Here is a 13,352-nt window from a genome sequence, read left to right on the forward strand (position 1 = left end):
TTCCTCCTAAAATAATATTATTCTTAGTTATTTTTTTAACAAATATTAATAGACCGGTTTGTTTATTTTTAACTTAAAAATTTAGTTTAAATTCTTTAATTTAAACTACTTACTTCTTTTACGCGCTGGGCAAAGTTTAAGGCAATTAAAACAATAGTATTGTGTTATAAAGGCATTCGCTTGATAATAAGGGAAAAATTCCATCGCCATAGCTTGTCTCTTATCTTTGTCTGCCTCTATATATTTATCTAGAAATGATAAATAAGCTATAAATGAATATGGTTGAGATGACTTCATACATTTAAAAATATCAGTTTTTCCTTCCTCATCTAAAGCTTTAGCTGGGCAATTATTCACACATATTCCACAATTATTACAAAAGTTTTCTTTTATTTTTTCATCTGATTCTAATTCTAAATTTGTAACTATAGCTGCAAAGGTAATTCTAGTACCAAACTCCGGATGAATCACAAGGTTATGCCTTCCAAAGTTCCCCAAACCTGCTGCTACTGCTGCATGTCTAAGAGATACTGCTGAGGTCCCTCCCCTTGGAAAGGATTCTGGAATAGATACAAGCTTTGCATTAAACTCATCCTCTAAGTAATGACATATTTTATATGCATCAGCTCTCATTACATCTTTTTTATCCAGTCTTCCATTCATTGCTAGCTGTGGATCCAAGCTTTCGCAAGTGGACAATTCTCTATAAGCCATTACTATCATGGATTTTGCTTTAGGAAAAAAGGATTCAATTTGGGGAGTATTGGGACTTACATAATCAGCCACAGCTGCAAACCCTACATCATCAACTCCTAGGCTTTTAATATAATTTCTTATTGCTTCCTTCATATATTCACCTCTTTATAACTAATGTATATATTATTTAAATCTTTTAGCATTCTTTTTAAAACATCTACATCTTTGCTTATTCTGTAATATACTAAATATCCTTCATAAATGGCGAACGCTTTATGTGCAATTTCTTCAGAAGTATCAGACGAAATACCTGAGAATTCAAATATATCTTTAAAAACACCAATTAACCTTTTTATTGACTTATTATAATATTCGGAGATATCTGGTTCTGAAAAAGCTATCTCAAGCCCTAATACTGCAAAAGGACATCCATAATGCTTATTTTGCTCAGCACTACTTATCATTTGTTGTATTAGCTGTGTTATAAATTCATCCCACTTCTTTCCTTTAGAAGTTTCTATAATCCACTCATTTATTTTTTTATCAAAATAATAAGATACTTCTATAGCTAAATTCTTTTTGCTAGAAAAGTGAAAGTAAAATGATCCTTTAGGTAATTCAGCCAGGGCTAAGATATCATTAATCCCTGTTGCATTATATCCATTTTTCATAAAAAGTTCAGCTGCACATTCAATTAATTTATTCTTAGATTGCTCACCTTTTGTGTTTTTAGCCATACCTTCTCCTCCTTGTTAAATTATTATCTAACTAAATATTAGACCAGTCTGTCTATTTTGTCAATAAGAAATTGTTTAGATTTCTTATCCAAGTAGTATTCTTTTGTTCTACTTATCAAAAAGCCCACCGCCATTTTTATTGCTTCTACCATTTCTCTTTTGACCTATTGATTTATGAGCCCTATTGCCACTATTTTTCTCTAACCCTTTTTTCTTTTTTTCTTCTATTAATTTCTTCATCATTTCCATATTGTTATTATTCATAATATAAACTCCAATTCATATTTCTTAAACTTTTTATATATAATGCAAAAATCATATTACATCTCATAGTCCAACTCTTAGTTGAAACGTCTACGAGTTGGACAGTGACATATAAATTCTTTAATGCATTATATATACCTAAATAATTTTAACATCAACCTTCTAAGTTTAAAATAGTAAATTTTTATATTCTTTAACTTTATATAAAGCCTTTTAAATTTATCTTTAATTATTTATTCTTATTAAAATAACTCCATAAATACAAACCTTTTCCACTGTAAAATCAGTTGTTTTTTGTCGAAATAAATTGAATATTATTAAAACTCATGGTAGTATTATCTTAATAAACGTTCGTTTAGAAAGGATGTGTTACACCCTTGGATAAAATACTACAAGTAGCCAAAGTACTTTTCTGTGAACGAGGCTTTGACGGCACTTCTGTCAGAGATATTACCAATTCTTTAAATATAACTCCTGGTGCTTTGTATGCTCACTTTAAATCAAAACAAGAGCTTTTCTTTTCACTCTTATTTACTGTATGGGATGATTTTATTAAATCTATTCATGAGACTATTAATGATAATAGTCACAAATCTATACAAATGCAGCTTTATGGTATCTATGCTTTTTATGTGAATTTTGATAAGAATGATCACTATAATTCAACCCTTTTATTGCGCAACTTCATATTTCCTCCCTATAGTTTAAATGAAGATGTTCGTGAATTTTCTATAGAGAAATATTCTATCGTTATTGAAAAAGTTAAACCTATATTCATAGATGGTATTGAACAAGGGGTACTTAAAAACTACGGTTTGAACAAGCATATTGATTTTTTTAATACTCTTATAAAATCTATTGCTATTGATATTATTGAGTCCAATGGAACTAAAGATTTAGAGTACTTTGATAAATATTGGAATACTTATTGGAAAGAAATATCTGAAAACTATTAAACTAGGAGGCATATCATGAAATTATTAAAAAACTCAAAAATCTCGTACAAGCTTATATTAAGTTTCATCCTGGTATCATTATTCATTGTTGGAGTTGGTTTAATTGGAATGCAAAATATGAAGAAAATCTCCAATAACGCTACCTCTATGTATGAAGATAGTTTACAATCCTTAGATGCATTAAATACTATTAAAGGGAATTCACTACAACTTCAAACCCAGTTCTATCTTTTAGTTTATTCCAAGGATAGCAGTAAACTTGCTGAGACAAAAGATCTTATGGATAGGTTGAAGACTCAAAACAACACCTTACTAGATAAGTTTGGTAAGCTCAATTTAGATTCAAATGAAAAGAAATTATTAAATGATTATAATAATACACTTGCTCAATATAGAGATGCACGTGATAAAGTAGTTAAACTTGTTGAAGGTGGTAAATATGATGAAGCAGTTCCTGCGTTAACTGAATCTGCAAAAATAAGAGCCATTATGTCAGATACTCTTGACAAGCTTATTCAGTACAATGTATCTCAAGCTGCTGATGCTAATACATCTAACATAAATGTTTCTAATAAATCAAATGTCCTAATTGTAGTTTCAACAATTGTAGGTTTTTTATTTGCTTTAGTATGTGGAATATCCGTATCTAACAATATATCAAAAAGATTGAAGAAGGTAGAGTCTTTTGCTCATGCTTTAGGTGATGGAGATCTTTCTAAATCAATTGAAATTACATCAAATGACGAAATTGGAAGTCTTGCTAATTCCTTAAATAATGCTGTTCAAAATACAAAATACTTAATTTCTGAGCTTTCATCAAGTGCTCAAAATATAAGTTCATCAAGTGAAGAATTATCGGCTACAATGCAAGAATTATCTTCCAAAATGCTTACAGTAAATGAATCTACTATGGACATCGCAAAAGGAGCTCAAGACCTTAGTGCCACAACTGAAGAAATAAATGCTTCTTCTGAGCAGATTGGAGATACTACATATTCTTTAGCTGATAAGGCTAAAGAAGCTCTTAATTCTGTCAAAGCTATTGAAACAAGGGCACTAAATATTAAGGAAAAAGCATCAAAGGCTATTAATGAAGGAAATGAAATTTATAAGAAACAAGAAGCAGATATAAATAATGCTATTAAAGAAAGTAAAGTAGTTAATGAAATAAAAGAGTTAGCCTCATCAATAGGTGATATTGCTGAACAAACTAACCTACTTGCCTTGAATGCTGCTATTGAAGCGGCTAGAGCTGGAGAAACTGGAAAAGGCTTTGCTGTAGTTGCAGATGAAGTACGAAAACTAGCTGAAGAATCTGCAGAATCTGTAAAGAATATTCAGGAAATGGTTACGAAAATAGATATTGCTGTAAATAACCTATCTAGTAGTGGACAAAGCATGCTTCAATTTATGACAGATTATGTTCAACCAACCTATGAATTACTTATGGACACTGGAAAACAATATGAGTTGGATGCTGAATTTATAGCTAGTATTTCAGAACAAATTGCAGCTGGTAGCAAGTCAATGTCTGAAACTATCGAGCAAGTTACATCTGCTATAGAAACTGTTGCTGCTACAGCTGAGGAATCTGCCGCTGGCTCAGATGAAATAATGAATAGCATTAGTGAAACTACCTTCGCAATTGAAGAAGTATCTAAAGCAGCTCAATCTCAAGCAATGCTAGCTGAAAACTTAAATAAAATGACATCTAGATTTAAATTATAATAATAATAATCCCCATGATAGAAATCATGGGGATTATTATTATATCTTATACTTGTCCAAATCTTCATTAAATTGATATGTAAGCTTCTTAAATTCTTTTATGCTCTCTGTAAGCTTAGATATATCATCTGTATATATCTGAACACTTGCACTTACTTCTTCTGATGCTGCTGTATTTTCTTCCGCTATAGAAACTAGAGATTCTATCTTATCATAAACTTTAGTCATTGCTTTTGTTTCTTCTTCTAATCTATTTGATGTTTCTATCATTTTGTTAGCAACTGCATTTATTGTGTCATTTGCACTACTACTATATGTAACAGCTGTATTCAACTTTTCATTTTCCTGTTTCAAAATATCAAATTGTTTTGCAATGTCACCAACTATATCATCTACTTCACCTATAAACTCACTTAATCCTCCAGTAATATTATTTACTGCTTCTTGGGATTGTTCTGCAAGCTTTCTTACCTCATCAGCTACAACTGCAAATCCCTTGCCTGATTCCCCTGCTCTAGCTGCCTCAATTGATGCATTTAATGCAAGTAAATTGGTTTGTTCTGCAATTGAGGATACTAATGAAACTATTTGAGTAATTCCACGAGCTCTATTTTGAAGCTCTAAACTATTACTTTTAACACTTCCAAATCCCTCAAGAACATTATTTAACTTATCAGACGTATTTCTCGTATTTTCATAGCTATCCTTAATTTTTACAACTGCTTTTTCAAGTTCACCTTTATTTTCATGTTCCTTTGCAGTTACAGATACAATGGACTTTACACTATCTCTTAGCATAGATACAGATGCTTCAATTTCTGCAGTTTGTAGTATTGCTGCATTAGCCACCTGCTCTACAACTCCACCTATCTCACCAGAAGTATTTCCCATCTTGTTTGCTATACTACCTACTTCTGAGCTAAAGGTATTGATTTCATCTGTTACACCCTTAAATCCCACAAAATCTTTTGTAACTATGTCCTTGTATTCTCTTATTGAATTATATAATTCTTCGTAGAAATCCCCTGTTTCAATCTGTAAATCATCTACATAATTATTATCCTTAAGTTTATTTAGACCTTCTATTATTGAGCCCATTGGTTTATGTAATAGATTATTTGCAATAAGTGTTCCAATAAATCCACTTATTATAGAACTATATATAAGTAAATCTTTATTAGTAAAATAAACCGCAAGATTTATTATTGCTACAATTACTGTAGTAAGTAAAGAAACCTTTACGCCGATATTTCTTATAAAGCCTAAAGATATAAACTTATTAAGTCCATATTTTTTCTTTGTATATATGTCTTTTTCAAATGTTAACTTTAATTTCAAATTATCTTCTGTCCTGGATATCTCGTCGACAATTAATTTCTCATTAAAATGATTACTAGCCCCTTCCAGCATTCCTTGAAAATAATCAAACATACCTCTCTTAGAAGAGTATTCAAAAATAGCTTGTCTCTTTGATATTGGTTTAAGATCCAATAGAGGCGGCTTTGCCCCTGGTATCCTTTTAACAACTATTACATGCACATCATACATTGATTTTAAAAATGTATATAAATTTTCATGTTTAAAAAAAGCTGGATAATCACCAGTAAAGCTTTTTACATTATCTATACCTATTGTTCTCCATAAATTTGATATTGTAAGATTATTAGCTTTTGCTATTCCTTGTATTATTTTGTTAATGTTTCTATCGTCAACATCCTCTAATGGTGAAAAAACTTTATCTCTTGAAAACCCAGCTAGCTCTAATGCTCTATCCACACATTCGTCATTATAAAGCCTTCTACATGTTTTCATCCATGTTCTCACTACTGTCCCTTTCATAATTATACCTCCACAATCAACCTTTTAATAAATTCTATTACATATCAACAACTTTCAAGAAATAATCCATTTTATTATTTCTTAATAATTACTATTAGTTTATACTATTTTTAAGCTAATTGCAAAGTAATTTATAAATTACTCTTATTAACAAAGAACTATACTTACATCGTAGAATATAGGTAAGTATAGTTCTCATATTTAGTGCTTATTTTTATTTTTTCCTTTATTTTTATTCTGCTTTTTATATATTTCTTTATTATTGTTTACTTTATTGAAATTACTATCGTCAACTTTAGTCTGATCACTATTATTGATAACATTATCTTCTTTTATAGGCTGGCTATCTTCAGGTTTAGGTAAGGTATCTACACTACTATCTTTACTTGGTTTACTTACATTATTTTTGTCTTCTGCTTTAGTGTTATTAGTAAAAAGAGAGTATACTACAAATAAAGATGCTATTGATAACACTAAAAACCCGAGTATATTCTTACTTAACCTAGGTTTATTTGTTGATTTGTTATGATTATCTTTTGAACTAAATAATATTGATGTTTTCTCAAATGTACTGTCACGTAAATAACTGTTAATATCCTTTCTTAATTCATCAACAGTATTATATCTGTCAGCAATATCAAATTCCAAACATTTTTTTATGATTCCTTGAAGTTCAAGATTAACTTTTGTATAGTTATCATCCTTAAACAATTCAGAGGTTCTTGATACTTCCTTTGTAGTAAAAAGAAAATACATTATAGCACCCATTCCATAGATATCAGTTTGAATACAAGACTGTCCAAATCCGTACTGTTCTGGTGCAGCATACCCCGTTGTTCCTATAACCACGGTATCACTGTTTTTATTGTATTTATAATCCTTCGTGGTTCCAAAATCAATTAATAGTACTTTCTCATCTTTTGTAATCATAATATTTGTTGGCTTCAAATCTCTATATATAATAGGTGGATTGAAACTATGTAAATATCCTATTATATCACATAATTCTAGTATTATATGGCAAGCCTCTTCGGCTTCAACCATTCCTTTTTCAGTTAAGTATTCTTTTAGTGTCCACCCATCTATATAGTCTTCAACCATGTATAGATTTCCATCGGTAGAAAACGTATCTGTGACTCTCGGAATTCCAGAATGTTTTAATCTATTTAACATATTAACTTCTGATACTGCATCTATTTTAAATTCATTATCCTCTTTTATTTCTTTTATTGCATAAAATTCCCCAGAATTAATATCTTTACATAAATATACTGTCCCCATTCCTCCATTCCCTAGATGTTTTACTATTTCATATTTTCTATTTAAAATTTCTCCACAATTAAGCATTTTTCACACCCTAATATCTATAATTTATACTCTTAAATAATTCGAAAAAATATAAATATTTTTTAAGGTAAAAATTAAAATATAGTACCTTAGTTATTTGTGTTTGTGTATTATTTTATAATTTTTCTACATACTAACTACAATTAATATATATATGAAACTTAGGAGAAATAATGAATTATATAATATTTGATTTAGAATTTAACCAAGGATATAAATATGCAAAAAAAGATGATTCACCAATTAATCCTAGCTGCCCTTTTGAAATCATTCAAATTGGTGCAGTTAAGTTAAATAGTGAATTTAACATTATTTCATCTTATAATAGGTTAGTCAAACCTCAGATATATAAAAATCTTCATTCTTTTATTAAGGAGATGACCTCCTTAACAATTGAAGAACTTAATAATTCAAAAAATTTTAATGAGGTATATTTAGAATTCGTTGACTTTATAGGAAAGGATGAAAATATACTTTGCGTATGGGGAACTGCAGATATTAGAGAATTGTTTAGAAATATTTACTTTTTTCATTTAGATGATTCTTTAATATCTAAAGAATATATAGATATCCAGCATTACGCTTCTAAATACTTTAACTGTCCAAAAGGAACTAATATTGGCTTAAATAATGCTACTACATTATTAGATATCCCTATTATTAATCAATTTCATGATGCTTATAATGATGCTTGCTATACTGTCCAAGTCTTTACTAAAATATATACTGAGAATATTGTTTCAAAAAAATATAGTAAGAATACTAACGTAAAAAGAAAAAACACAAAGAGCAAAATTGATACTTATCATTTAATAGAACAATTTGAAAAGATGTACAATAGAAAAATGACAAAAGAAGAAAAGGGAATTATAAAATTGGCTTATCTTATGGGGAAAACTAATCAATTTCAAATTAAAAATTAAAGCTCGAATTTAATTTTTAGTTTACCATTATAATTCCAAATCCCTCTGCTATATTTTTATAAAAGTTTAGATCCTCTAACTTTTCACAAAAAATAGGAAAGGCTAAATTATAATTTCCCCAGATTGTAACTGGGATTTTAGTAAAATGTATTGTACAAAAATGTAATTCTCTTGTTGATAGTTTTGTTATAAAGGGAATTAATTCTTTTGAATCTATCTTAAAGTAAATCTCGTCACCTTTAATATTTTTAACATGATTGATAAGAGTTATTTGATCATGATAATCTAATGAATTTAATATAACAATTATTCCTTCTGGGTCAACGTCTTTTAAATATAGATCGACTACAACTGGAGTTTCTTTATTTATGTCATAGATCTTCTCCATAAACTTAATAAATCTATCTTCATATTTTAAATTAAAATTTTCAAAGGTCTTTCTCTCACCTAAGTCATGATTAATTTCTAAAATTCCATTTATATAATCATTCATACCTTGCATTATATTTTTAATTCTGATTTTACATACTTGTTTAAACTCTTCTTCTTTCATTGGAATTAATAAAGGTTTCATCCTCATGCCTCCCAGCAGTTTTATAATTTACTAAGATACTTATCCCTATCCCTTTTGGGGAATGTCTTTACTACTTCAATGTAGGATTCTTTTATCATCACTTTTATCATTTCTTCATTTACATCATCATTTAAGCTAACAGTATTCCAATACTTCTTATTCAGATGGTATCCAGGTTTTACCCCATTAAACATTTCTCTATATTCTATGGCTGCAAAAGGATTACACTTTAATGAAATTGAATCATCGCCCCCAAATAATACAAACATCTTATTATTCACCTTAATTACTAATGTCTCTGGGCCAAAAGGGTAGTCTTCTACTGAATAAGGAAATGTCAAACAATAATCTTTAATATTCATATTTTCCTCCATAAATATTTTTATTACTTATAATGTTATCCTCAACCTTAAGATATTATAAATTTATAATCAGCAAAAAATAAATCAAAGGTTTTATTACCTTTGATTCTAAGCTAAACATTTACTGTATATCTGAAAATTCCATATTAATAATATCGATGCTAGGCTCATAGATAAAGGTTTCTTCTATATTATTATCCTTTATAGCTCTTAGTTTAATTATGAACTCACTCCCTACATTTAATTCACTATTAACTTCTATACTGCCATTATGCATTTCTACATAAGACTTTACAAGTGCTAAACCTATTCCTGTACCTTCATTATTCCTTCTAAAAGTTTTATCTACTTGTCCAAATCTTTCAAATATTAAGTCCATCTTTTCTGAAGGAATTCCAACGCCTGTATCCTTAATAGAAATATCAACATATTCATCATTATCTGAAACTTGCACAAATATTGTATCTCCACTTTTTGAAAATTTAATTGCATTAGACAATAAGTTTAGCAGAATCGCTTCTATTTTCTCCACATCACAGGATACATACTTTTCTTCTATATCTGTGTCAAAAATAATACTTAATCCTCTATTTTCTACATATGCCACTATAGAGGATATTATCTCCTCTACAATAACAACGATATTGTGATTATGCAGATTTAATTTAATTGCTCCTTTATCTACCTTTGTCAATTCTAAAAGATTGTTAACTAATCGAGTAAGCCTATAACAATTTTGTTTTATTGACTCTAGATACTGTTGCTTTTTAACTATTATAGGATAATTCTGTCTCTCATACAGACTTAATACTTGAGAAGCTGATGATATTACATTAATTGGAGTTTTAAATTCATGCGAAATATTCGAAAATATTTCAATCATTGTGTTATTTAATTCTTTAGATTCCTGCAATAACTTTTCATTTTCTTTAACAGCCTTTTGTAGAGATTCAGCTTTCTCTTTGTATGTTATGTCTCTATAAATACTTAATACAGTTGGCTTTCCCTCATAAAAGAAATAAGTTGAGCTGCCTTCAACTTTTAATTTCTCTCCATTAGACTTTGATAGTACTATTCCTTTAAACTTAATCTCATTTGTTTTTCTCTCCATTAAGGATTTAATACCTTCTTTTACTCTATTAATATCTGATTCATGAAATAAATCCAAAAAACTTTTCCCCTGTAATTCTTCATAAGAATCTATTCCAAATAGCTCCATAGCCCTCCTATTTGCAAATATTAGTTTGAAATTTCTATGAATAAATATTATATTTTTAGAATTCTCAATCAAATTATTATAGCAAAAATCATTATTTATAAGTAATTCTTCTATGTACTTTCTTTTATTGTTATATTCCTTTATTTCTTGAGATAAAGACTTCAATTCATCATCTCTAATTGCTAATTTTTCTTCCTCGGTTTTTACATAATAGCCTAATACTAATGCAGTTACTATAAATGTAGTAATTATAATTAAGTCATTTTCTAGATATGTATTAATTACCAAATGAGAGCCATACTTCAAATCTATGCCTAATATTATAATAGAGGCTAGACTTGCCATCTCAAATCCAGGTATCATTCCTGATTGAATTGTAGTCGTGATTATTATAAATAAAAATAATAGTTTATATTGAACCACATTATCGTTGGAAATTATCAAAATTGATGTAAATATTGATAAAAAGATTATCCATTCTAAATGTCTTACTATCATTAAGACAATTTTATTGTTACTTTTAAAATTCATAATCATCCACATTACATAAACCATTATAAATATAGATGCTATTATAATCATCACTGGTATAAAACTGCTTTTATCTCTCAAAGCATCTACTTTAACTGAAAACTTGGTGAAAACTACAGCAGCTGAAGCAAATAACGCTAGAGTTTTTACTATTAATAATATATCTTCTACTTTTTTGCTTTTCTCACTGTACTTATTTCCCATAATTTCCCCTTATATCTTTAAAGATGTCTTAATCTTTCATTCTTAAGCTTGTACATTTTTTCTTTTCAAATAAAACAACTTATATATTGCAAAATTTATTAATATATATATAAGTGTTGATGGTATCATATAAAACTGCGTTATAAACTCTTTTTTGTCTGGCGTTATTCCGAATACTCCTAATATTGCAAAATTTATAAATTCTGAAATGATTATTATGAATAAACATACTAAAAGACCAGATACAGACTTCCTAACTTCTATTTTATTAATTGATATTAATACGATTAAATAAATACTCATCATAATTATTGTATGTACCCCAAAACTTATTGGAAGCTTAGGCACAACAAGTCCTATTGGACCCATAATTGCAGTTGAAATAAGTATCTTTTTCTTATCAAAAATTTTATTAGCTATCATATATATTGTTATAGCCATTAGAAACATTTGTGGTATGCACGTTACTACTAGTTCGATTAAATAATTTCTTATCATTTGTAATATTCCTCTTTCTTTTATATGTTTTACCTTAAAGTACACTATTATTTTGTTATAAAGGTAGATTTTTGTCAATAAATACATATTAATAATATACAAAAAACTACCAAAGTTTTTGATAAACTTTAGTAGTTTTAGCCATTAATCTTGTAATAAATCTATAGCTCCTAGTACTATGTGTGCTAATCCAAAGCCTATAATTGCAGTCTCTACCATTGGTAATACATCTCTTCTTTTCATACCATGGTGTTGCTTTATATCAATACAACGTGCAGCTATAGCTCCAGCTGTTACAGCAGTTCCTAGTGCTGTGGGTATTAATCCTTCTCTTACTCCAGAATGATGTCTCCTATAATTCATAAATATCCCTCCTTATTTTTTCATTATATAGTTTATCCATTTTTTTATTTTATTCTCTGTAACATCTATCCTTCATTTCCAATTGCATAAAAGCATGGTATAATAGATATATACTATTTATTAATAATAATTATCTATTGTTTAAATAAAATATACAAGCTTAAAATTGGGGGTATATCATGAAAGAAGTAAAAAATTTAACTTATGAAACAAAAGAAATACTAGAAATAGTACAAAAGGAAGAGATCACTGCCTATCATATTTATAAAAATATTGCTAAAAAAATTAAGTCTGAAAGTAATAAAAAAATACTTGAAAACATAGCTAACGATGAAAAAAAGCATAGCGCTATTTGGATGAAATATACACATAAAGATGCTTCTCCAAGTAAGCTAAAAGTTTTCTGGTATACATTAGTAAGCAGAATACTAGGTTTTACTTTCGCTATTAAGCTTATGGAAAAAAGTGAAGAAATATCAGCAAAACATTATTCTATTATATCTAAAGAAATACCTGAAGCATTAAAAATTATTCAAGAAGAGGAACGTCATGAAGATGAGCTTATAGCTATGCTTGATGAAGAAAAACTTAAATATGTGGGCTCTATTGTCCTTGGATTAAATGATGCATTAGTTGAAATAACAGGTACTTTAGCTGGATTAATATTAGCTATTCAAAATACAAAAATAATAGCATTACTAGGTTTAGTTACTGGTATATCTGCTACAATTTCTATGGCTTCATCTGATTACTTAGCTTCTAAGTCTGAAGGACGAGATGATGCAGCAAAATCCGCTACCTATACAGGTATATCCTATATAATAACTGTACTCTTATTGGTTTTACCATTCTTAATCTTTAATGACTCTGAATATATTCTAGCAACTATTGTTATGGTACTTACTACTCTTTTAATAATTGCAGCCTTTAATTACTATATTTCTGTTGCGCAAGATGCCCCATTCAAAAGACGCTTTCTTGAAATGGCTTCTATAAGTATAGGCGTTTCTTTTATTGCATTTATCATAGGCGTAGCCATAAAACATTTCTTAGGCATTTCTATTTAAATAAATTAAGGTGACTAGATATCCTAGTCACCTTAATTTATTTG

General features: G+C 28.6%; 14 protein-coding genes. 4 read left to right on the forward strand and 10 right to left on the reverse strand.

Annotated features, from left to right (window positions below; all coding sequences use genetic code 11):
* Positions 1 to 105: 105 nt before the first annotated feature.
* The 3 genes from L1S47_RS07985 to L1S47_RS07995 all read right to left on the reverse strand — a co-directional run bounded on the left by L1S47_RS07985 (position 106) and on the right by L1S47_RS07995 (position 1,697).
* Positions 106 to 849 carry a 4Fe-4S binding protein gene (locus tag L1S47_RS07985; RefSeq protein ID WP_238883092.1) on the reverse strand — a complete coding sequence of 248 codons (744 nt, stop codon included), beginning with the start codon at positions 847 to 849 and terminating at the stop codon, positions 106 to 108.
* Positions 846 to 1,433, reverse strand: coding sequence for a TetR/AcrR family transcriptional regulator (locus L1S47_RS07990; RefSeq protein ID WP_238883093.1), 588 nt, complete (start codon positions 1,431 to 1,433; stop codon positions 846 to 848). Before L1S47_RS07990 ends, L1S47_RS07985 begins: the two co-directional genes overlap by 4 nt.
* A 108-nt stretch (positions 1,434 to 1,541) precedes the next feature.
* Positions 1,542 to 1,697: a hypothetical protein gene (locus L1S47_RS07995; RefSeq protein WP_238883094.1), complete on the reverse strand. Its 156-nt coding sequence runs from the start codon at positions 1,695 to 1,697 to the stop codon at positions 1,542 to 1,544.
* 377 nt (positions 1,698 to 2,074) lie between these two features.
* On the opposite strand from L1S47_RS07995, the gene L1S47_RS08000 reads away from it, so the two are divergent.
* Both L1S47_RS08000 and L1S47_RS08005 read left to right on the forward strand, forming a co-directional pair.
* A complete protein-coding gene (locus tag L1S47_RS08000; protein ID WP_238883095.1) occupies positions 2,075 to 2,653 on the forward strand; it encodes a TetR/AcrR family transcriptional regulator in 579 nt (192 codons plus the stop codon).
* A 15-nt stretch (positions 2,654 to 2,668) separates the two neighbouring features.
* Positions 2,669 to 4,381 carry a methyl-accepting chemotaxis protein gene (locus tag L1S47_RS08005; protein ID WP_238883096.1) on the forward strand — a complete coding sequence of 571 codons (1,713 nt, stop codon included), beginning with the start codon at positions 2,669 to 2,671 and terminating at the stop codon, positions 4,379 to 4,381.
* Between the two features lie 39 nt (positions 4,382 to 4,420).
* Here L1S47_RS08005 and L1S47_RS08010 read toward each other — a convergent pair whose 3' ends face one another.
* Together L1S47_RS08010 and L1S47_RS08015 are read right to left on the reverse strand one after the other, a co-directional pair.
* Positions 4,421 to 6,220, reverse strand: coding sequence for a heme NO-binding domain-containing protein (locus tag L1S47_RS08010; RefSeq protein ID WP_238883097.1), 1,800 nt, complete (start codon positions 6,218 to 6,220; stop codon positions 4,421 to 4,423).
* 201 nt (positions 6,221 to 6,421) lie between these two features.
* The gene (locus L1S47_RS08015; protein ID WP_238883098.1) at positions 6,422 to 7,567 is read right to left on the reverse strand and encodes a serine/threonine-protein kinase; all 1,146 of its coding nucleotides are present in this window, start codon (positions 7,565 to 7,567) and stop codon (positions 6,422 to 6,424) included.
* Positions 7,568 to 7,740: 173 nt separating this feature from the next.
* Here L1S47_RS08015 and L1S47_RS08020 point away from each other — a divergent pair, with 173 nt between their 5' ends.
* Positions 7,741 to 8,490, forward strand: coding sequence for a 3'-5' exonuclease (locus L1S47_RS08020; protein ID WP_238883099.1), 750 nt, complete (start codon positions 7,741 to 7,743; stop codon positions 8,488 to 8,490).
* A 16-nt stretch (positions 8,491 to 8,506) separates the two neighbouring features.
* Here L1S47_RS08020 and L1S47_RS08025 read toward each other — a convergent pair whose 3' ends face one another.
* The 5 genes from L1S47_RS08025 to L1S47_RS08045 form a co-directional block, all read right to left on the reverse strand.
* On the reverse strand, positions 8,507 to 9,064 hold the full coding sequence (locus L1S47_RS08025) for a hypothetical protein (protein ID WP_238883100.1): 558 nt from the start codon (positions 9,062 to 9,064) through the stop codon (positions 8,507 to 8,509).
* Positions 9,065 to 9,084: 20 nt separating this feature from the next.
* Complete coding sequence (locus L1S47_RS08030; protein WP_238883101.1) at positions 9,085 to 9,426, reverse strand: MmcQ/YjbR family DNA-binding protein; 342 nt, start codon at positions 9,424 to 9,426, stop codon at positions 9,085 to 9,087.
* 121 nt (positions 9,427 to 9,547) lie between these two features.
* Complete coding sequence (locus L1S47_RS08035) at positions 9,548 to 11,380, reverse strand: PAS domain-containing sensor histidine kinase (protein ID WP_238883102.1); 1,833 nt, start codon at positions 11,378 to 11,380, stop codon at positions 9,548 to 9,550.
* Between the two features lie 42 nt (positions 11,381 to 11,422).
* Positions 11,423 to 11,878: a hypothetical protein gene (locus L1S47_RS08040; protein WP_238883103.1), complete on the reverse strand. Its 456-nt coding sequence runs from the start codon at positions 11,876 to 11,878 to the stop codon at positions 11,423 to 11,425.
* 144 nt (positions 11,879 to 12,022) lie between these two features.
* On the reverse strand, positions 12,023 to 12,241 hold the full coding sequence (locus L1S47_RS08045) for an asparagine synthase (protein ID WP_238883104.1): 219 nt from the start codon (positions 12,239 to 12,241) through the stop codon (positions 12,023 to 12,025).
* A gap of 179 nt (positions 12,242 to 12,420) precedes the next feature.
* Between L1S47_RS08045 and L1S47_RS08050 the strand changes: the two genes are divergently transcribed.
* Positions 12,421 to 13,308, forward strand: coding sequence for a demethoxyubiquinone hydroxylase family protein (locus L1S47_RS08050; protein ID WP_238883105.1), 888 nt, complete (start codon positions 12,421 to 12,423; stop codon positions 13,306 to 13,308).
* Positions 13,309 to 13,352: the final 44 nt, after the last annotated feature.

Origin of the sequence: Clostridium sp. YIM B02551, assembly GCF_022324735.1 — a bacterium.
GTDB lineage: Bacteria > Bacillota > Clostridia > Clostridiales > Clostridiaceae > Clostridium_T > Clostridium_T paridis.

Excerpts from the sequence above, each read along its gene's own strand:
- L1S47_RS08010 (WP_238883097.1), bottom strand. The coding sequence starts at position 6,220 with ATGAAAGGGACAGTAGTGAGAACATGGATGAAAACATGTAGAAGGCTT.
- L1S47_RS07995 (WP_238883094.1), bottom strand. The coding sequence starts at position 1,697 with ATGAATAATAACAATATGGAAATGATGAAGAAATTAATAGAAGAAAAA.
- L1S47_RS08040 (WP_238883103.1), bottom strand. The coding sequence starts at position 11,878 with ATGATAAGAAATTATTTAATCGAACTAGTAGTAACGTGCATACCACAA.
- L1S47_RS08005 (WP_238883096.1), top strand. The coding sequence starts at position 2,669 with ATGAAATTATTAAAAAACTCAAAAATCTCGTACAAGCTTATATTAAGT.
- L1S47_RS08035 (WP_238883102.1), bottom strand. The coding sequence starts at position 11,380 with ATGGGAAATAAGTACAGTGAGAAAAGCAAAAAAGTAGAAGATATATTA.
- L1S47_RS08050 (WP_238883105.1), top strand. The coding sequence starts at position 12,421 with ATGAAAGAAGTAAAAAATTTAACTTATGAAACAAAAGAAATACTAGAA.
- L1S47_RS08015 (WP_238883098.1), bottom strand. The coding sequence starts at position 7,567 with ATGCTTAATTGTGGAGAAATTTTAAATAGAAAATATGAAATAGTAAAA.
- L1S47_RS07985 (WP_238883092.1), bottom strand. The coding sequence starts at position 849 with ATGAAGGAAGCAATAAGAAATTATATTAAAAGCCTAGGAGTTGATGAT.
- L1S47_RS08045 (WP_238883104.1), bottom strand. The coding sequence starts at position 12,241 with ATGAATTATAGGAGACATCATTCTGGAGTAAGAGAAGGATTAATACCC.
- L1S47_RS08025 (WP_238883100.1), bottom strand. The coding sequence starts at position 9,064 with ATGAAACCTTTATTAATTCCAATGAAAGAAGAAGAGTTTAAACAAGTA.
- L1S47_RS07990 (WP_238883093.1), bottom strand. The coding sequence starts at position 1,433 with ATGGCTAAAAACACAAAAGGTGAGCAATCTAAGAATAAATTAATTGAA.
- L1S47_RS08030 (WP_238883101.1), bottom strand. The coding sequence starts at position 9,426 with ATGAATATTAAAGATTATTGTTTGACATTTCCTTATTCAGTAGAAGAC.
- L1S47_RS08020 (WP_238883099.1), top strand. The coding sequence starts at position 7,741 with ATGAATTATATAATATTTGATTTAGAATTTAACCAAGGATATAAATAT.